Raw genomic sequence first — 18935 nt, forward strand, 5'->3', positions numbered from 1 at the left:
CGTTTTCAACGAATGTATGCCCCGGATCATGGAGCGGCTTTTGAGCTCCTTTCCGACGCTCGATGTCGTGCATCAGACCGGGGGACGGCATGGAGATTCGACATTGGCGATCTATCACAGCGTTGGAGTGAGCCTTGATCGGGTAAAGGTTACGCCGTATCTGGACGATATGGCTGCGCAGTTTGCGGCTGCGGACCTGATTCTCTGCCGAAGCGGCGCGAGCACTATTGCCGAACTGGCGGCGGCGGGGCGAGCGTCAATCCTGGTGCCGTTTCCACAGGCTGCCGATGATCATCAACGGAAGAATGCGGATGCGTTCGTCGCTGCCGGGGCTGCGGAGATGATCGTGGAAGCTGAGCTAAGCGAAGAGCACCTGCTGGAAGAGTTGCAGCAACTGCTCGCGGATGATTCAGTGCGGGAGGAGATGGGCGAGCGGGCACGGGCTCTGGCGCATCCTGCTGCGGTGAAGGTGATTGGTGAGATGGTCTTGCAGTTGGCGAAGCGAAACGGCTGAGGACGCTTTCAGTAACTGTTTAATTCGAGGCGTTTTGTCGGTCTGCCACAAACAAGAAAAAATACAGGGGTCTCTCCACTGCGACGGCAAAAGCGCCGCCTCCGGTCGAGATGACGTGAGTTTCTTGGTGTGCGGGCAATCGGAGCATATAACTTCGACGGCGGTCTCTCAACAGATTGGAGAACCGTTCGCAAAAGAAGACGGGCTGAGGAGTTGATCCTCAGCCCGCGTCATATTGTTAGCTGTTACCGATGGCCACCGCCGCCACCGCCGTGCGAACCACCACCGCCACCTCCGTGGAAGCCTCCGCCACCGCCACCGCCGTGGAAGCCTCCGCCTCCTCCGCCGCCGCGGAAGCTGCCGCCGCCGCCGGAGTTGCCACGGGGTGCGCTGTACATGCTACGGCTCTGTCCGCCGAAGCTTTGGCTTGGGCGTGCATAGCTTCGTTGGCTCTGCTGTGAGAAGCTGCGTTGCGTATTGCCCTGGAAGCTGCGTTGCGCACTGGCCTGATTGAACGAGCGCGCTCCGTTGTAGGCCTGACGATTGTTGCCAAAGCCGTTGCGGTTTCCATTGGCGAAGCCATGCTGTCCATTGGACACAAAACCACGGTTGCCATTGTTTCCATAGTTACGGCCACCGATGTTGGCGCCACGGTTTCCGGCAAAGTTACGAGACTCTACGTGTCTCGTAAAGCTGTTACCTCCGGGACGGCCATTGAAGCCGCGAACGGGGTGATCATAGACGTTGCCGAAGTGACGGCCACCGAAGTTGTTGTAACCGCGGTTGTAGCAGAAACGGCCGTGATTCCAGTATCCGCCGTAGAAGCCGGTGCCGAAATAGCCGAAGCCATAATTGATGCCGCCATAATAACCGATGCTCTGGCCCCAATATCCGGCATTCCAGAAGTAACCGCTACCGCCGTAGCCCCAGTATCCAGGGGTCCAGAGAGCATCCTCATAAGGCGGCTCAACCCAGGCTCCATCGACCCACTCATAGCCTTCGCCGGTCCAGGCCCAGTAGCCGGGAGTCCAGATATAGCCATCGCCGGGGATGGGGGGCTGCGCATACACAGGAATCTCAGGAGGAGCAATACCTACGGATACAAAGACGGCTGCGTGGGTCGGAGAAGGGGCAGCGAGCAGAAGCGCTCCTGCCAAAGCGATGGTGCCGATCGAGTTTTTGATAAGACGATTGATCTTCATGATCTACCTTCCCGCCCATTCTTCGTTTTGCCGGATCGTGCCAGACTGCGCCGGAGTTCGAGAACAGCAGGTTTCGAGTGTCAGCCTGGTTAGAACGTCCAGGTCAAACTCTCAATCTACTAGACACAGGTTTTCCTAGTTTGTTGCGAAATTGTGAATGGTAATTCAGAGTTGCGACGGAGCGACATTTCAGGAGCGTTTGTCGTCGGGATCGGGATGACGAGTTGCGAGGTTGGGTGGGGATCGTGCTTGCCGGGGACAAGATGCCTTCCGACCCCTTTGATGATGACAAAGGCTACGATGAGGCCAATGACAAGGAAGATACCCGCATAGATCACTACATGCAGGAAGTTGCCGTCATCTTCTGGCGGATGGCTGTCGGCGGGACGATCGTTCGGATTGCTCATCCTAAATAAGATGCCGCCGGAACGGGCCATGGATCTTCGCAAGGGCAGGATTTCCGGCTATTCGTCGCGTCCGGGACGGGCCATGAGGTCTCGAATCGCATCTTTTGGGGATTTGTTGTGGTGAAGAATTGCGTCCATCTGTTCGGTAATCGGCATTTCGACAGCGTAGCGAGCAGCCAGACCCAGCGCGGCAGTGGTACTCAGGACACCTTCAGCGACTTTACCGTTCAGGCCCGAGAGAATTTCTGGAAGATGGCGTCCTTTTCCCAGTTCGATTCCTACAGAGCGGTTGCGGGAGAGGTTGCCGGTGCAGGTGAGGATGAGGTCGCCGACGCCGGAAAGCCCCGCCAGTGTCTGGCGGCGACCACCGCAGGCGACTGAGAGACGGGTAATCTCAGCAATGCCCCGGGTGATGAGCGCGGCGGCAGAGTTGTGCCCGAGGTTGAGGCCGTGGACGACGCCGGAGGAGAGAGCGATGACATTTTTCAGCGCGCCGCCCAGCTCGACCCCAGTGATGTCATCGTTGGTGTAGATGCGGAGCGTAGGCGACGAAAACTCCCGTTGGATAATTTGCGCGAGCGCGGACGTGGTGGCAGCGGCGACGATGGCAGTGGGATAGCCGAGGGCCACCTCCTGGGCAAACGATGGCCCGCTCAGGACTGCGCAGGGGTTGTCGGTGACGGACGCGACGACCTGCGACATGCGCAGGAAAGTCGCTTCTTCGAGGCCCTTCGATGCAATCAGGATGATCTGGTCGCGGGTCAGCAGGGGAGCGATATGGCTGATAATGCCGCGAAGATGTTGTGAGGGGGTGACGCAGAGCAGAATATTGGCTTCGAAGATTGCGCCCGGAAGGTCGGAGGTGACCTGGATGTCGGCGGGAAGGGTGAAGCCGGGAAGATAAGGAAGGTTCTCTCCCACATCGTTAAGCTGTTCGGCGAGCGGAGCAGAGTGCGACCACAGAACAATCTCGTGGCCGCCGCGGCGGGCAAGCGAGAGCGCGAGAGCCGTGCCCCAGGCGCCTGCACCGAGGATCGCAACCCGGCTCATGCTGTCACCTTGGGAGAGCCAAAGCGGCTCTCCGTGCCCGAGATCAGGCGGCGGATGTTCTGATGGTGCTTGACGATGATGAGCAAGGGGATAAAAAAGAAGCCCGCAATGACCATGGGCGTTCTGAACGGGACGAAGTGTAGGCCAAAGATAGGGAAGGCCGCAGCCGCGATGATCGAGGCGAGTGAGACGTAGCGGGTCAGCGCGAAGATGATGACGAAGACGACGAGCGTAGCCAGGGCGCTGGGCCAGGTAAGCGCGAGGAAGACGCCGAGAGCGCTCGCCACGCCCTTGCCTCCATGGAAGCGCAGCCAGACAGGAAAGACATGGCCGAGGATAGCGGCGACTGCAGCTGCCACGGCAAGGTCGCAGTTGCCGGGCAGAATGTGCTGTGCAATTTTTACCGCAACGAAGGCTTTGCCCAGATCCAATAGAAGGGTCGCAATCGCGAGGCCTTTTGCTCCCGAACGGGCTACATTCGTGGCTCCGATATTGCCGCTGCCGGTGGCGCGGATGTCCTGTTTGCGGAAGATCTTCACCAGAACATAGCCAAAGGGAATGGAGCCGAGGAGATAGGCCAGCGAGATGGAGAGGATCCAGGGGGTCATTGTCTTCTCAAAGAGTTTATCAAGTGATTGTTATGAAATAGCTTGGCACATTTAGAGCAGATGGTGGCGAATGAGTTCGAGGGCGTGTTGCGTCGCCCAGTAGCGTACCCGTGTCCGGTCCCCGGTCAGATTGAGTTCCTTTACTATAGATTGCCGTTCGTCGGACAGGCCAACGTAGATGCGGCCAACTGGTTTCTCCGCGTCGGGGCCGGACAGTCCGCCTGCGGGCCCGGCAAGCCCCGTAATGGAGATGCCAATCGACGCGCCCGTGCGTGTGCGGATGCCCTCCGCGAGCTCCCGGGCCACCTCTTCACTGACCGTCCCTTTGCTGTCGATGGTCTCCTTGGACACTCCAGCAAAGAGAGACTTGAGTTCGTCTGTGTAGACGACAGCGCCGCCGATGAAGGCGCTCGAGCTGTTCGGCACGGCGGTCAGGCGCTGCGCCAGCAGGCCGCCGGTGCAGCTTTCGGCGGTGGCGAGGGTGAGATGCCTCATGCCCAGCATCAGCAGCACGACCTCTTCGAGGCTTTCGCCGTGAGAGGAGAAGATGGCGTCGTCCATCTCATGCTCAATTTTTTCGGTGAGCTCGTCAACACGAGCCTGAGCCTCCGCGAGCGTTGGCTTGGCGGAGAGAAAGTGGAGTTGAATCTCGGCGTGGCCCGCGAGGATGGTGGTTTCGACGTCGGTGTACTGCTTGTAGATCGGTGCCGTCCGGGCGTCTACCTGTGATTCAGGAATCAGGGCCATGCGCAGCATTCGCCGCGCAAGATGGCGTGGAGGAAGAGCAGCGGCGAGACGGGGTTTGCAGGCCTCATCGAAGAGAGGCTTTAGCTCGCTGGGTGGGCCGGGGAGAAGAATGATGATCTTGCGATGGCCGTTGACGGTGGTGTCGAGATATTGGCCGGGAGCGCTGCCGCTTTTGTTTTCGAGCAGCACCGCTCCATCGAGCAGGTCGGCCTGCTTGGCGTTGTTCGGCGGCATGACCATCTGCCGAGCGGCGAACCGTTTATAAAGCGCCGTGAGGATAGCGGGGTCGGGGTGAAGTTCGATGCCGAGAGCAGCAGCGGCGGCCTCGCGGGTGAGGTCGTCTTCGGTGGGACCGAGGCCTCCGGAAAAGACGACGATGTCAGCGCGACCAATGGCTATCTTTGCGGCCGCGATGAGGTGTCGAAGGTTATCGCCGACGATAGTCTTGAAGGCCACTTCGACGCCGAGGTCGTTGAGGCCAGCGGTAAGGTACAGGGAGTTGGTGTCCTGTCGGTGGGGCGTGAGCATCTCGGAGCCGACGGCAATAATTTCAGAGATCATAGTTAGATGGACTGCGGAGTGGAGATAACCTTCTCTTTGGATGTTAGCGGTTTCCGGTAATGTTTGCGCCTTCTTGATTTGAAGACGTGCAGTTGAACGCTCAGCCGCGATGAGAAAAGTAATTGCAGCGATCATTGCTTGACAATCGCATAAGTAGTGAGCTACATAGGGTGGAGGTAAACTCTATGCTCGAAGTTCGAAACGTCTCCAAGCGCTACTCCAGCATTCCGGCCGTCGAGAACGTCAGCTTCTGTGCCCGGGCTGGCGAGGTAACGGGCTATCTCGGTCCAAACGGCTCCGGTAAATCCACCACGATGAAGATGATTACCGGTCTGATCGAGACGAACTCGGGATCGATTCTGTTTGACGGCGCACCGATCCGCAACGACCTTATGGCCTATAAGCAGCGAATGGGGTACGTTCCGGAAGAGCCGTACCTGTATACGCATCTGAGCGGTGCTGAATATCTGGTGATGGTCGCGCAACTGCGCAATCTGGGGCGGAAGCTCGCAACCGAGCGAATCGACGGGCTGCTGCGGTTGTTCGCGCTCTACGACGACCGCCATGTGGCAATCTCGGCTTACTCGAAAGGGATGCGCCAGAAGGTGCTGCTGGCAGCGGCGCTGCTGCATAACCCCGATCTGGTTCTGCTGGATGAGCCGTTTTCCGGACTCGATGTCGGCTCTTCTTTGATACTGCGTAGTTTGATCGAGGAGCTTGCCCGGCGAGGCAAAGTCGTGCTCTTCAGCTCACATGAGCTGGAGACGGTGGAACGGATCTCTTCGCATATTGTGATTCTGCATCGCGGCAAAATCGTGGCCGACGACTCCATTGAGCGGCTGCGGACGCTGATGTCGCTACCGACTCTGGAAGGCATCTTCTCTCAGCTCGCGGTCGAACAGGATACGGTGGCAATCTCGAAGCAGATCGCGGATCTCATCCATGCATAAACCTCCCAACATAGAGAAGCGCCAGTTTCGCATTCTTTATAAGGCGTTCCTTCTTCGCGTGGTCGATCTGGAGTTGTTGTCGGCCAATGCGGATACGACAAGAATGCTCGGTCAATTTGCCGCGCTGTTTGCCGGAATCAGCTATCTCTTCACCTTCTGGTTGATCTTTGCCGGCGGAGGATTTTCACCAGACTTCCTGTGGGTGATGGAGCATTTTCTGATTGCGACCACGATGCTGGTGGTCGGCCTGTTCTCGGTGCTGTGCTGGGAGTCCATTTTTCCAGATCGTCGCGATGTTCTGGTGTTGGCTCCGTTGCCTGTACGTGTGAGTACGCTGTTCCGAGCCAAAGTATCGGCGTTGGTCGCGGCGCTGAGTCTCTCGATTCTTTCCTTGAATAGCATCTCAGGCCTTGTGTGGCCAAAGATGTTCTCCGCAACCAACGGCGGTGGCTATCTGGGCATGTTTCACTCGCTGGCGGCCTATTGGATCACGATGGTGCTCGCCGCGGCATTTATGTTCGGCTGTGTTTTAGCAATACAGGGAGTCGCTTCGCAGTTGCTGCCACGCCGTCAATTTCTGCGCTTGTCGGCGCTGCTACAGGTAGCGGCATTCTTCCTCTTCATCAGCGTTTACATCCTCGAGCCTTCGCTGGAGACACCAAAGGCCCTGGTTGCAGCGCAAAATCAGCGGATGCTCGCATGGCTGCCGTCCTATTGGTTTTTAGGGCTGTTTCAGCAACTCAACGGATCGATGCTGCCAGTGTTTGCGCCGCTGGCGAGACGCGCATGGGTTGGGCTGGCGGTTGCGATCTTCGGCGGTGCGATCTCTGTCCTGATGGCGTATTTCCGCATGATGGGCAAGATCATTGAGACTCCCGATATCGTGCCAGGTGCCCACCGAGTCAACTTGTCAGCGCGATTCGGAAACCTGCTGCAAACCTCCGTCGTGTTGTTCAGCATTCGGACGCTGCTACGCAGCCGACAGCATCGGATGCTGCTCTCTTTCTATCTGGGCGCTGCATTCGCCATGGTGCTGGCGTATTTAAAAACATCCCTTAAGCTATTGAAGTTGCTCCATGGGTCTGCCGGAGACGCGGTCAATGTTTCGTTTCCCGTGGCTAGTATCTGGGGAATGTGTTTCGCGATTATGGCAGTTCGGCTTGTCATTTCCATGCCACTGACGCTGCGGGCAAACTGGATCTTTCGCATGACCGAGATTCGCGGAGTGCCCGCCTATCTCTCGGCGATCCGGCGGGCATTATTCGCGCTTGCTGCGATACCAATCTGGCTGTTCCTTGCCGTTCTCTTTCTTCTTCGGTGGCCAACATGGCCGATAGCTGGGCACCTTGTGCTGCTCGCACTTGTAGGAATCATCGTCGTCGAGCTTAGCCTGTACGGTTTTCACAAACTTCCGTTCACCTGTTCTTATCTGCCGGGCCAATCAAAAGTTCACGTCGTCTTCTGGGGCTGCCTTCTCGTGTGGGTACCACTTGTCGCCGCACGATTTGAAATGCGAATGTTGCATCGACCCATCGCTTTCATCGGTATCCTTACTGTGCTTGCGTTGACCGCAGCCTGCGCTCGATGGCGCACAATTGCCTCGGCGCAGTCAGCCGGAGAGCTGATATTTGAAGAGGAATACCCGCCTGAACTGTTTACTTTGAACCTGTTGCAAAATGTTGGCGTGCCTCTTACGCATTCCTCAGCTGCGGACTCTTCTTCGCAGCCCTTGTGACGAGCATCAGTGGCCACCAGAGGGTTTGCCGCTGACATGGAAGTGGCGGATGAGGAAGGTGAGCGGCACCATCGCCAGGGTTATCCAGCCGATGATCCGGAAGCAGTCCATAAAGCCCAGCAGCCGGGTCTGCTGTTCAAGTTGAGAGTAGTAGTAGAGGTAAGCCGCTTTCACGGAGTCGGCCTGCGAATAGCCATGCTGCGCAAGATAGGTCGCCGTTCTGCGAACATATTCCTGCAGACCAGGTGAGCTGGGAGTCAGGTTTGCTCCAACCACGGATTGATGGAAGTTTTGTCTGCGCTCGCTGACGGTAGTGATGAAAGCGATGCCAAAGCTGCCACCCCAATTCCGAAAAAGATTGGTAAGACTGGAGGCGCGGTTGTTCTGATTGGGCTTGAGCTGGGAGTATGCGATGACGCTGACCGGAACGAAGAAGAAGGCATAGCCTAGACCCTGGAAGGCGCGCGCCAGTGCATAGTGACTGTAATCAGTCTGCAAGGTGAAGCCGCTATAGTAGAGCATCGAGGCGGAGACGATCACGAGACTGATCGCAACCAGAACGCGCGGATGGATGATGCCGCGTTGTATCAATTGAGCGCCGACCGGAGCGAGCAGTGTGATGACAAAAGCTCCCGGTCCGAGGACCAGGCCTGCATCGATGGCGCGATATCCGTAGAGCGATTGCAGCACCTGGGGAATCATGGTCGTGCTGGCAAAGAGTCCGAAGCCGAAGATGAAATAAAGGGTCGCGGCGATAAAGAAGTTTCGGTTGGCGAGCAGGTGCAGATCAATGATGGGGTCGTCGTGCTGCAGCTCCCAATAGATCGCGATCGACCAGCAGATCAGCGCGATGGCGAAGGTCCATGCGATGAAGCTGCTGCCGAACCAGTCGTCGATCTGGCCGCGGTCGAGCACAATCTCGAGTGCGGCAGAGCCTATGCCAATCAGAATGATGCCGAGGGTGTCGACACGAAGCTTGCCGTTACGGCGAACTGACTTGCGCTCCTCGGCGAACGATGGCGGGTCGTGTACGAAGCGGTTGGTGAGGAAGAGGGACAGCGCTCCGATGGGGATATTGATGAAGAAGACCCAGCGCCAGTTGAAGTTGTCGGTGATCCAGCCTCCGAGGACCGGCCCGATGGCCGGTGCGGTGACGATGGCAACGGTGTAGAGCGCGAAGGCCGAGGCGCGTTGCGCTGGTGGAAACGTATCGACGAGGATGGCCTGTTCGACCGGTGCCAGCCCGCCTCCGCCAATGCCCTGGAGCACGCGGCTGACGAGCATGACGCCGAGCGTAGGAGCAATGCCGCAGAAGAGTGACGTCACGGTGAAGAGAGCGACGCAGGTCATGTAATAGTTCTTGCGTCCGAAGACGCGGCTGAACCACGCGCTCATGGGAAGGATGACTGCGTTGGCGACGAGATAGGTGGTGAGGATCCATGTCACCTCGTCGAAGCTGCGGCCCAGACCACCGGCAATGTAGGGAAGCGAGACGTTTGCGATGGAGGTGTCGAGCAGCTCCATGAAGGTCGCCAGCGTGACCGTGAGTGCAATCACCCAGGGGTTAATGGCGCGCCGGGTGGCGATCTGAGGTGGAGCGGGGAGTGTAAGGGTTGCCAAGATTGCCTCTCACGCAAAGTCAAATAAAAGAAACCGATTGGTCTCTATTAGAGGCAAAGGGGAGGGTTAGGATTCGCGAATATTCGTTAGCGATTTTTAGAGGGGGCTTTGGAGGTCTTGCGGACTTGCGATTCGAGATAAGAATCAAGGTGTTCCAGAGCGGCGCGCAGCCCTTGATCGTTGCGTTCAATCCGGCTGATCAACATGCCGCCCTCGAGTCCACCGATGATGAGGCTGGAAACTTGATTGACATCCACATCAGCCCGGATGGAGCCGTCTTGAATGCCCTCTTTGAGGATGTCTTGCAGCAGGGATTGCCAGCCGCGCAGGGCCTTGCGGACTTTTTCTCGTAATACAGGATTGCCATTGTCGGAATCGACTGCCGTGTTAAGAAGAGGGCAGCCGCCGGGAAAGCTTGAGCGCGAGACGAAGTTTGCGATGTGCTGTTTCAATCGATCGACAGGATTGGGAAAGGAGTCGAGATTTTGCCTGCGCTTGCTGAAAGCGATCGCCCAGGCGAAATCGAATGCCTCTGCCGCGAGCTCTTCCTTGCTTTCGAAGTGGCGATAGATGCCACCTTTTTCGAGGCCTGTGGCGTCCATGATGTCCTGCATGGAACAGCCTTCGTAGCCGCGCTGGTTGAAGAGCGGAGCGGCCTCAGCGACGATCCGCAGCCGAGTTTCTTCGCCTTTACTCATGCAAGATCCTTACCGTCCAACTTCGTTCGCAACGTTACGATTGCTGGCGGAGTTTAGAACCGAACGGTCTCTAAATGTTAGCACATTGTGAAAAGGGGGAAATACCGGGTGGCGCGGTCGTGGGGTGCGACCGCGCCGTTACTGCAGGTTAGAGGCGGGGTGCCCAGCCCTTTTCATATTCGCGGCCCCATAGCTTCATCGCTTCAGCGTCGTTGAGAATGTGGCCGTTTTGTGGGTTGAGGTGCAGCTCACGCTTCATCTCCCATGCAATGTTCGAGAGTTGAAGCATGGTGACGGAGATGTTGCCCGAGTCGATGGGCTGGTTAAGTTTTTCTCCAGTTTGGATGGCAGCAATGAAGTTGGCGAAGTGCAGGTCGGTCATTTTGTCGGCCCCGGTAAGGTCTGAGGAGGCGGCTGCCTTGCCTTCTGCGACCTCGTTGATCTTCTTGCCGTTGAGGTCAAAGACCTCATAGCCCGCGGGATCGAGGATGACGCTGCCGGTGGTGCCGACGATGACTGCGCCACGATCACGGTTGTAGAGCTTCATTCCATTGCAGCTCTGGTCTTGCCACGAGATGAGCTTATCGTCGTATTCAAAACTGGTGTCGAGCGTGTCGTAGAACTGCCAGTCGTCCTTGAACTGGTAGCGTCCACCCGATGCGGTGATGCGGTTGGGGAGATCGACTCCGAGCGCCCAGCGGCATACATCGACTTCATGCGTTCCGTTGTTGAGCGCCTCGCCGGTGCCCCAGATCTTGAACCAGTGCCAGTTGTAAGGCTGGACGTTGTCCTTATAGGGCTGGCGCGGAGCGGGGCCTTGCCAAAGGTCCCAATCGAGAACGGCGGGAACGGGCGCCGGCTTGCCTACGCCGATGGACTTGCGGGTATTGCTGTACCAGGCCTTGGCGTAGTAGGCGCGGCCGACGAGACCCTCGTGAATTTTCTGGACGACATCGATATAGATGGGAGAAGAACGCCGTTGTGTGCCCATTTGGACTTTTTTTCCATATTTGCGCTGGGCTTCGACGAGCAGAGCGCCCTCGGCAGGGTTGTGGCTGCAGGGCTTCTCGACGTAAACGTGCTTGCCGGCCTGAAGTCCGAGGATGGCCATGGGAGTGTGCCAGTGATCGGGGGTGGCGATGGTGATGGCGTCCACATCCTTGGAAGCGAGCGTCTTGCGGAAATCCTTGTCGGCGGCAGGTGCTTCGCCGAACTTCTGCTGGACGGCTCCGGCGAATTTCTGGAGGGTGTTGCTGTCGACGTCGCAGACGTGGGTGATCTTTGCGTGCTTCTCGTTTGCCTTGAGTGAGGCAAGATGGGCATAAGCGCGGCTGTGGAGGCCGATTACGGCGAAGTTGACACGGTCATTGGCACCAAGAATCTGGGCATAGCTTTTTGCGGTAGAGCTGACGGCGAGGCCCGCGGCTCCGACTGCAAGGGTATCGAGAAATTCACGTCGAGAGATCACATCTCCTCCTTAGGAGTTATCACTTTTGGCAGACGATGGCCGCTTCATGCGTCATTCGGTTGCGGGATAACTTTACACGAGCAAGGGCGCTTGGTTCAAAGTAAAAACTAATTGAGGCTGCAAGGGTATTTGCTTGAAGGGTTTGCTAGATGAGCGGACGGCCTTCGATATCGAGTGCCACATGGTAGAGGGCGTCCCGTGTGGCCAGAGCGGCGCAGCCGTCTTCAAGGAAGGCGAGACCTACGAGGTTCTGTCCGGAGACGGCGAGGCTGGCCTCGCGCTGTGGCGTGATGCGGATGATTCCGCGCTGGCCGTGCAGGCTGGCGGCTACGTAGAGATTGTCGTCAACGTCGAAGGCCATGCCCTGGGCGCGGCCAAGGCCTTGGTAGAAGACGGTCGTGTTGCCGTCGCGATCGATTGCGTGGATGGCTTGATTACTGCTGGTCGTAGGCCCGGTGACGAAGAGCGTTCCGGCATCGTTGAAGGCGAGGTGATAGGCGGCGATGCTGGGCTCGAGCGTAGCGTAGACGAAGATTTCGCCGCTGCTGCCGTGAGCGTCTCCGCGCGCGATCTTGAAGATGGTTCCGGAGCGGTCGCCGACGAAGAGATTTCCGTCACGGTCGAAGGCGATGCCGGTGGCGATGCCCATGCCTTCGGCGTAGGTGGAGATCGCTCCTTCGGGAGAGATGCGGTAGACAGTGCCTTCGGCGCGAGAACTGGCGTAGAGGTATCCATCGGGAGAGAAGGCCAATCCGGTGGGATTGAGCAGGCCACGGACGAAGGGCGTCATCTGGAAGTCGCGCTGGATGCGGAAGATGGAGACGGGCGTCTCCTGGCCGCGCGAGCCGGAGAGCGTGGCGTAGACGTTGCCTTCGGCATCGACTGCGGGATTGGCCACAGGATGCAGGTTTTCAGCCATGGGCACCGCGATGCGGAGGTTCAGCGGATTGCTGGAGGCTCCGTTGCGATGGAGGACGAGGTCTCCGGTGATCGTGCCGTCGGGGATGCGGACAGTGGCGCGTGTCGGGCGGCTGAGCGTGATTGCTGCGGTGGTGTCGCCGATGGTGGCGCTGGGAACGATATGCGAGGCTGGGCCTAGATTGCTGCCGTGAATCTCGGCTTCTCCTCCAGGCATCGCTGCAGGCGGAGTGACGAGATGGAGATGCGGTGCGTCGGCGTGGGGATGGAAGAGGCTCATTGAGTATTTACGGTATGCGTTGCGATGGGGGAGTGCAAGGCTAGAAGAAGAGGTGCGCTACTTGCGCGACGATAAGGGCGAGAATGCCTGCGGCTACATCGTCGAGCATGATGCCGGTTCCTTCGGGAAGGCGTTCGAGCTGGCGAATCGGTGGAGGCTTGAGGATGTCGAAGAGGCGGAAGAGCAGGAGGCTCAGAGCGGCGTGTTGCCAATCGGCGGGAATGGCGATGAGGGCGATGAGCTGGCCAGCGACCTCGTCGATGACGACGTGACCGGGATCTTCGCGGCCGGATTCGCGGGCGACAATGGTCGCGGCTGGAATGCCGATCAGAGTGACGACGATGGCTGCGATGATTGTGCCGATAGTGAGCCAAAGGCTGCTGACAGGGAAGATATGGGCGGCGATGAACCAGAGGACGACAGCGGCGATGGAACCGTAAGTTCCGGGACCAGGCTTGAGAAGGCCCGCTCCGAAGAAAGTGCCGATCGTCCAGGCCCAAAAGGTTTTCTTTTCAGCGGGAGGATGAAGTTGGATGTTGGAGTTGGCCATGTCGTTCTGAGTTTAGTTTAGCGGTCGTGTTTTGGAAGTACCCCCCCCCCTCCTGTACGAAGTACCCAAAGTCTTCATTCCAGGCGAGTTAGGTCTGTCTAATCTCGTAAAAGTCTCTATTTTGTTGGCAAAGTCTTGATTCTTTGGGTCTTGTCGGATCACAACCCGCACTTTTTCCCGTTTCAGGGATGCTCTGATTTAACTCCCATAGGCGAATCTCAGGGGCTAAGCCCTATCGATTTTATTAGACTTACGGCACGGCTGAAGCCGTGCCCTTAACAAAACCGGACTTGATCAGAGGTTCCTTAGAACCTTTGGGAGGCAGTATGCGTATCGGGGAACATGCGGACTTGTTTGAGGACGAGGGGTTTGGCTGCGATGGGGTGGGTGGCTGCCGCAGCGATGGTGTTTGCGCCGGTGGTGGGGTGTGCGCAAACGGTCGGTAAACCGATGGCTTTCGACGTGGCTTCCATTCGCCAGAATGTGGGCAATATCGGTACCTGCAGTCCGGACCAGTTGCTGCCTACGCCGAGAGGATTTCATATGACGAACTGTCCGCTGAACGTGGCAGTGGGTGCGGCGTATGTTCCCACCACGGGCAATCCGCTGGGGTATCTGGTGGAAGACCGCATTGCGGGTATGCCGAACTGGCTGAAGCAGGAACGGTATAACATCGATGCGCGGATCGCGGACTCCGATGCGGAGGCGTGGCGGGACCCGGCGCAGCAGAAAGAGATGCTGCACGCGATGATGCAGACGCTGCTGGCGGAGCGATGCAAACTGGTGGTGCATCGCGAGAGGAAGGACAAGCCGATCTATGCGCTGGTGGTGGGGAAGAATGGGCCAAAGCTGAAGGCGTCTGACTCGGATGAGGTGGAGGCGATTCGGGCAAAGCATCCAGAGGCGACGGCGGTTCCTGGCGGGAGCGGATTCTTTTTCCGGGGGCAGGGGCGCATCGATATGTATGGGGTAACAACGGGGACACTGGCGTTGCTGCTGTCCGGGCCTGCTGGCCGACCGGTGGTGGACAAGACGGGGCTGACCGGAAAATACGATATTCACCTGGAGATGGCCCAGCCAGGACAGCCTGCAGCGGAGGGGGCGGATGACTCCGGCGCTTCGGTCTTTTCGGCGGTGCAGTCACAGCTTGGGCTGAAGCTGGAGTCGCAGAAGGACCAGGTAGAAAACCTGGTGATCGATCATATCGAGCGGCCTTCGCCGAACTAGCGCGATGCGCCTATTCTTTTCACATGGATGAGTAGTCGTCTCGTTGGACTAGTGCCGTCCACAGTGCAAGGTGAGCCACATGAGGGCGTTTATGGCTATCGATCGCTCAGAGCGAGGCCCAATAGAGGGTTATGTGTGAGTTGGGCCATCTGCAAGCTTATTTTATTGGCATACAGAAGCACAAAGCGTTACCGTCTGGATCAGTCACCGCAAATTCACGCAGTCCCCAAGTCTGATCAACCGGCGCAGTGTGAATTGGAGACTCTGGACGCAATGTCGTGTCTAGCCCCCGCGTGCGAAAGGTCACATAACGCTCGTCAACGTCGTCCACAAACACGCGGTTGATCGAACCGAAGACACCGTCTCCCGCATGACGCGAGAGCTGTAGCTCGGCTCCGTCTCGAATTAGGTCAATGACTCCGTTGGCCATCTCGCGATCTTGATGCCCGAGCCACTTGCGCTCGAAGTCGAGAATTCTCGTATAAAACTGTACGGATCTTTCTAAATCACCAGACTTGATCACAGGAACAATCTTCATGACATTCTCCCGGATGGCAGGACAATAGGATACTTGGTCGCCGCGTAGACTGCCCAGATCAGTCCTGTGAAGTCGGCTTATCCGAAGTAAGTGAGTTCTCCCTGTGAGTGCGTTGACGATTTACACCAAGCAGAGTGGCGATGGAGGCTGGTACTAGTCGATCTGGATCAACTTACTCTTCGTCGCCGGAGTTGGGATGGCGGTGAGCGTTGGCGCGGGCGAGTTCTTCGAGGTCGTCGGGGTCCTGGATGGGGGAGGAGATCTTGTAATCGCCGCTGGCCCATTTGCCGAGGTCGAGGATGCGGCAACGGTCGGAGCAGAAGGGGAAGTACTCGTCGGTGGCGAGGACTACTTTACGACAGATGGGGCAGAAGAGGGCTTTGGACATGGCATATCGATTGTAAATCCGGCGGCTCCAGGCGGGGTGTGGACGGGCGGGGGTGCTATCTCCAGCTAAGGCCGAGGAGTTGAAACTCGCCGTCGTATCCCTCCATCTCTTCTTCGATCTCTTCGTATCCCTTGCGGAGCACCCGCAGTACGGCGTGGATCGTCGCAGTGACGATGAGCAGCAGTACAAGTTTGCCGAGGTTTCTCTCCATCTGCATCTCCGTATAAATTACGCCGAAGATGAATGGAGGAAAGACACCTATGTAGAGGGTCAGCATGAGCGGCAGGCTGGTTCTGCCCGGCATTCGCGGCTGGTTGAAGGGCACGCTTTGCAGAAAGAAGAAGAAGCCGTCAGTCAGCAGGATGCACAGGCATAGCCCGCATACGGTCTGCACGAGAAGCTGCCGCGTGTCCCAGCCTGCGAAGTGCAATGCGGCCACGATGCATGCCATCACGGCGGTTGCGAATAAAAGCACCCAGCGATGCGCTGCGGCGGTGCACTCGCCGAGACTTACGCCGGTGATGCGAAAGACCCATCGTGCGGAGAGGTTCAGCGGGAAGGCGAAGGCTGTTCGCAGGCCAGCGATTACCCAGAACAGAAGCAGAGGCATCACCGCGTGCAGTCCTTTGTTGGAGAGGGCCGGGTGGAGGGTGCCGCCTTCGACAGGAAAGCTGACCGCGCATGCTATTGCCAGCGCGAGGCCGGTTCCGCCGTACATCGCGAGATAGATCTGGTAGCGATTGTTGCGGGCGATGGTCTGTCCGATGAAGTGAAATACGGCGCGTTCGCCTGGCCGCCGAACGATGCTGTGCACGAGCCAGGCGAGCCAGCGCGAGGGCTGCCGCCGCCTGCGCGAGATGCCCTCTATGGCCATCCGGTGCATTCTCGCCCATGCGATTGGGTAGGTCAGCAAGACCAATGCCGCTGCTATCGCTGTGCCGCGAACGGCGAAACGTGACATCTCGCGCGCGAAGGCGGGTGCGGCGTCTCCGCGCAGGAGCTGCTCGTAGATGCCGAGAAACCAGAGCGGCGGCATCCAGCGGATTATTCCCAGCGGCTTCGACAACAGCGCCTGCATAGAGTCGCCATACTGCGCATATTGCAGCAGTAGTAGCGCCAGCGCGGTGACGGAGAGCATCTGCATGATGGGCGAAACCATGCGGAAGCGTGCGCCGCCGAGCAGGCAGAGCAGTACACCTCCCAGTGCGAGAAAGAGCAGTGCTGCAAAGACGCCTGCCATCGATACAGCGATTGCATGGGCAAAGATCTGGCGGTAGAAATTGCCCTTGCTTACCATGGGCAACACAAGCGTTCCGAAGAAATTGCAGCCGAACAGGAACAGGGCCATAAAGCCGATCAGCGCCGCCGCCTTCGCTGCCAGCATCTGCATCGGCTTCAAGGAGAGCGGTGAGAGGATCAGAAAGTCCTGACGGTCGGGGAAGAGCATCTCCCATTCGAAGATGGACACGGCACCCATGACGACAAACGAAAACAGCACGAAGAAATACTGGTCCTCAATCGCTCCCCACATCGGTCGGCGCGGATATTGGTTCTGCAAAAAGAAGGCGACCATGAGGCCGGGTATGGCTACGACGGAGACGGCACGTATCACGGTGGTGAGCGTGTCGCCATCGACCTGGATGGTGTCGTTGTCGAAGAAGCGGCGGAAGAAATGATCGATCAGAACGCGAGTGACGCGATATTTCTTAGCCATGGCGCACCTTCATGACTTCGACCATGTGCTGCGCTACCTGCTCGGTGTCGGTCTGCTGCACCAGCTGCGCGAAGACGCTTTCGAGCGTGGGTAGCTCCATCAGACGGGTGAGATCGTCCGGCGCGGCATCGGCAACGACCTTGCCCTTGGCCAGCACGATGACGCGATTGCATACGCGCTCGACTACTTCCATCACATGCGAGATGTAGAGGATTGCCTTGCCTTCGCGTGCGAGCAATCCCAGAAGGTCTTTGAACAGGCGTGCCGAAGTGGCATCGAGGCCGGACAGGGGCTCGTCGAAGACGATTAGTCTGGGATCGTGCAGCAGCGCCGCCGCGATCAGGACTCGCTGCTTCATCCCCTTGGAGTAGTCGGACAACGCCGAGTACTGCGCTGCCTCGAGCGACATGAGATGAAGCAGCTCGCGTGCCTTGCGCTCGATCAACTTCTCCTGCATGCCGCGTAGGCGTCCGACCAGTTGCAGGTACTCGAGCCCGGAGAGGTGGTTGTAGACCTGCGCCTCTTCGGGCACGTAGCCCAGCTGTGCGCGATAGGAGGCGAGGTCGTCGTGGATATTTTTTCCCGCAAAGAAGACCTTGCCCTTGCTCGGCTGAATCAGGCCGATCACCATCTTTACGGTGGTCGATTTCCCTGAGCCATTGGGGCCCAGGTAGCCGAGGATTTCGCCCTCTTTCAAGGTGAAGCTTACGTTCTGTACAGCGGGAATGCTGCGATAGGTCTTCGATACATTTCTGAGTTCAAGCATGGTGTCTTCCCCTGTGCTCGTGCGGTGTAGCTTTCTACCTAAAATAGTATACTACATAGGGGTGAGATGTGAGAAAAATATGCGTTTCAGTATGAGGAGGATTACGCTTACAACAGGTTGCGACGAGCTTGCGGTAGAGAGTTTGCAAGTCTTTGAGGAGGCCGGGGGTGAGTGTGATTCGACGATCTGTGATTGTGTTGTGTGGTGTTCTGATGGCGGCGTCTACGGGCATGGCGCAGGTGGATGCGGCACCTGCCGAGAGTGCGCTGTTGCAGATGGCGAACCAGTTTCGGGCTGCGCATGGCGTGGCTCCGCTGACGTGGAACAGTGCGTTGGCGCGTGCGGCGCGGAAGCATGCGACGCTCATGGTATCGGCTGGGGGCGATATGGAACATCAGTATCCGGGGGAGCCGGATATGATCGCGCGAGCGGCAGAGGCGGGAGCACACTTCTCCGCTGTGGCGGAGAATCTTGCGGGCAGGGGACAGACTGCGGCGCAGTTGCAGCAAAAGTGGATGAGTACACCGACGCACCGGAGGAACCTTCTCGATCCGAAGATGAACGTTGTTGGGATTGGCGTGATCGAGAGTGGAGGGTTGTTGTATGCGGTGGAGGATTTTGCTCATAGCGTTCCAACGCCGAAGCGTGCCGAGGTTGAAGGGCAGGTGATGCAGGCTCTCGAGAAGGCTGGCATCAGTTCGGTGAAGATGACGGAGGCGGCGCGGTCCAATTGCGAGAGCCAAAGCAATACAGCAGAAGGCGCAAAGCTGGTGGTGCATTGGGAGGGGTCGAATCCGGGGCAACTGCCGGATGTGCTGGTGCAACGGATATCGCAGGGGAGCTATCACTCGGCTGCGGTGGGAGCTTGCCCGAGCGCGCCGGCAGGGCAGGGATTCACGACGTATCGGGTGGCTGTGCTGCTGTACTGATCATCGCTTCGTTGAGATTTCCTTGCCGCAGCCTATGAAGCAGCCTAATTCCAGAGCCGCATTCA

At 58.1% G+C, this 18935-nt stretch carries 19 protein-coding genes; 5 read left to right on the forward strand and 14 right to left on the reverse strand.

The annotated features are described in order from the left end of the window. Window positions 1-514, forward strand: a 514-nt coding sequence (locus tag VMU57_RS01870) for a UDP-N-acetylglucosamine--N-acetylmuramyl-(pentapeptide) pyrophosphoryl-undecaprenol N-acetylglucosamine transferase (protein WP_325380222.1), incomplete at its 5' end; no start/stop codon positions are given. Window positions 515-759: 245 nt separating this feature from the next. Here VMU57_RS01870 and VMU57_RS01875 read toward each other — a convergent pair. The 5 genes from VMU57_RS01875 to VMU57_RS01895 form a co-directional block, all read right to left on the reverse strand. After that, complete coding sequence (locus VMU57_RS01875; protein WP_325380224.1) at window positions 760-1716, reverse strand: YXWGXW repeat-containing protein; 957 nt, start codon at window positions 1714-1716, stop codon at window positions 760-762. 119 nt (window positions 1717-1835) lie between these two features. Continuing rightward, entirely contained in the window at window positions 1836-2153 is a 318-nt protein-coding gene (locus tag VMU57_RS01880) for a hypothetical protein (RefSeq protein WP_325380226.1), read from the reverse strand. 27 nt (window positions 2154-2180) lie between these two features. After that, entirely contained in the window at window positions 2181-3173 is a 993-nt protein-coding gene (locus VMU57_RS01885; protein ID WP_325380228.1) for an NAD(P)H-dependent glycerol-3-phosphate dehydrogenase, read from the reverse strand. Beyond that, window positions 3170-3781, reverse strand: coding sequence for a glycerol-3-phosphate 1-O-acyltransferase PlsY (gene plsY / locus VMU57_RS01890; RefSeq protein ID WP_325380230.1), 612 nt, complete (start codon window positions 3779-3781; stop codon window positions 3170-3172). Before plsY ends, VMU57_RS01885 begins: the two co-directional genes overlap by 4 nt. Window positions 3782-3832: 51 nt before the next feature. Next, a complete protein-coding gene (locus VMU57_RS01895) occupies window positions 3833-5089 on the reverse strand; it encodes a competence/damage-inducible protein A (RefSeq protein WP_325380232.1) in 1257 nt (418 codons plus the stop codon). Window positions 5090-5274: 185 nt separating this feature from the next. Here VMU57_RS01895 and VMU57_RS01900 point away from each other — a divergent pair, with 185 nt between their 5' ends. Beyond that, a complete protein-coding gene (locus VMU57_RS01900) occupies window positions 5275-6039 on the forward strand; it encodes an ABC transporter ATP-binding protein (protein ID WP_325380234.1) in 765 nt (254 codons plus the stop codon). Next, entirely contained in the window at window positions 6032-7774 is a 1743-nt protein-coding gene (locus VMU57_RS01905) for a hypothetical protein (protein ID WP_325380235.1), read from the forward strand. The genes VMU57_RS01900 and VMU57_RS01905 overlap by 8 nt, the downstream gene beginning before the upstream one ends. 6 nt (window positions 7775-7780) lie before the next feature. Here the strand turns inward: VMU57_RS01905 and VMU57_RS01910 are convergent, their stop codons facing one another. From VMU57_RS01910 to VMU57_RS01930, 5 genes are all read right to left on the reverse strand, one after another. Next, window positions 7781-9394 (reverse strand): DHA2 family efflux MFS transporter permease subunit, encoded by a 1614-nt coding sequence (locus tag VMU57_RS01910; protein ID WP_325380237.1) that lies wholly within the window; start codon window positions 9392-9394, stop codon window positions 7781-7783. A gap of 86 nt (window positions 9395-9480) precedes the next feature. Next, on the reverse strand, window positions 9481-10092 hold the full coding sequence (locus VMU57_RS01915; RefSeq protein WP_325380239.1) for a TetR/AcrR family transcriptional regulator: 612 nt from the start codon (window positions 10090-10092) through the stop codon (window positions 9481-9483). A gap of 148 nt (window positions 10093-10240) precedes the next feature. Next, window positions 10241-11560, reverse strand: coding sequence for a Gfo/Idh/MocA family oxidoreductase (locus VMU57_RS01920; protein WP_325380241.1), 1320 nt, complete (start codon window positions 11558-11560; stop codon window positions 10241-10243). A 145-nt stretch (window positions 11561-11705) separates the two neighbouring features. Then, window positions 11706-12758, reverse strand: coding sequence for a gluconolaconase (locus tag VMU57_RS01925; RefSeq protein WP_325380243.1), 1053 nt, complete (start codon window positions 12756-12758; stop codon window positions 11706-11708). Between the two features lie 40 nt (window positions 12759-12798). After that, on the reverse strand, window positions 12799-13308 hold the full coding sequence (locus tag VMU57_RS01930; protein ID WP_325380245.1) for a phosphatidylglycerophosphatase A: 510 nt from the start codon (window positions 13306-13308) through the stop codon (window positions 12799-12801). A gap of 378 nt (window positions 13309-13686) precedes the next feature. Here VMU57_RS01930 and VMU57_RS01935 point away from each other — a divergent pair, with 378 nt between their 5' ends. Then, window positions 13687-14535 (forward strand): TIGR03435 family protein, encoded by an 849-nt coding sequence (locus VMU57_RS01935; RefSeq protein WP_325380287.1) that lies wholly within the window; start codon window positions 13687-13689, stop codon window positions 14533-14535. 157 nt (window positions 14536-14692) lie between these two features. Here the strand turns inward: VMU57_RS01935 and VMU57_RS01940 are convergent, their stop codons facing one another. The 4 genes from VMU57_RS01940 to VMU57_RS01955 all read right to left on the reverse strand — a co-directional run bounded on the left by VMU57_RS01940 (window position 14693) and on the right by VMU57_RS01955 (window position 17941). Continuing rightward, on the reverse strand, window positions 14693-15073 hold the full coding sequence (locus VMU57_RS01940) for a glyoxalase superfamily protein (protein ID WP_325380247.1): 381 nt from the start codon (window positions 15071-15073) through the stop codon (window positions 14693-14695). Between the two features lie 172 nt (window positions 15074-15245). Next, complete coding sequence (locus VMU57_RS01945) at window positions 15246-15461, reverse strand: DNA gyrase inhibitor YacG (protein WP_325380249.1); 216 nt, start codon at window positions 15459-15461, stop codon at window positions 15246-15248. Between the two features lie 55 nt (window positions 15462-15516). Then, window positions 15517-17175: a hypothetical protein gene (locus VMU57_RS01950; RefSeq protein ID WP_325380251.1), complete on the reverse strand. Its 1659-nt coding sequence runs from the start codon at window positions 17173-17175 to the stop codon at window positions 15517-15519. Further along, window positions 17168-17941, reverse strand: a complete 774-nt coding sequence (locus tag VMU57_RS01955; protein ID WP_325380253.1) for an ABC transporter ATP-binding protein — start codon at window positions 17939-17941, stop codon at window positions 17168-17170. Before VMU57_RS01955 ends, VMU57_RS01950 begins: the two co-directional genes overlap by 8 nt. A 173-nt stretch (window positions 17942-18114) precedes the next feature. Between VMU57_RS01955 and VMU57_RS01960 the strand changes: the two genes are divergently transcribed. After that, window positions 18115-18870, forward strand: coding sequence for a CAP domain-containing protein (locus VMU57_RS01960; protein ID WP_325380255.1), 756 nt, complete (start codon window positions 18115-18117; stop codon window positions 18868-18870). Window positions 18871-18935: the final 65 nt, after the last annotated feature.

It is taken from the genome of Edaphobacter sp. (assembly GCF_035532915.1).
Classification (GTDB): Bacteria; Acidobacteriota; Terriglobia; order Terriglobales; family Acidobacteriaceae; genus Edaphobacter.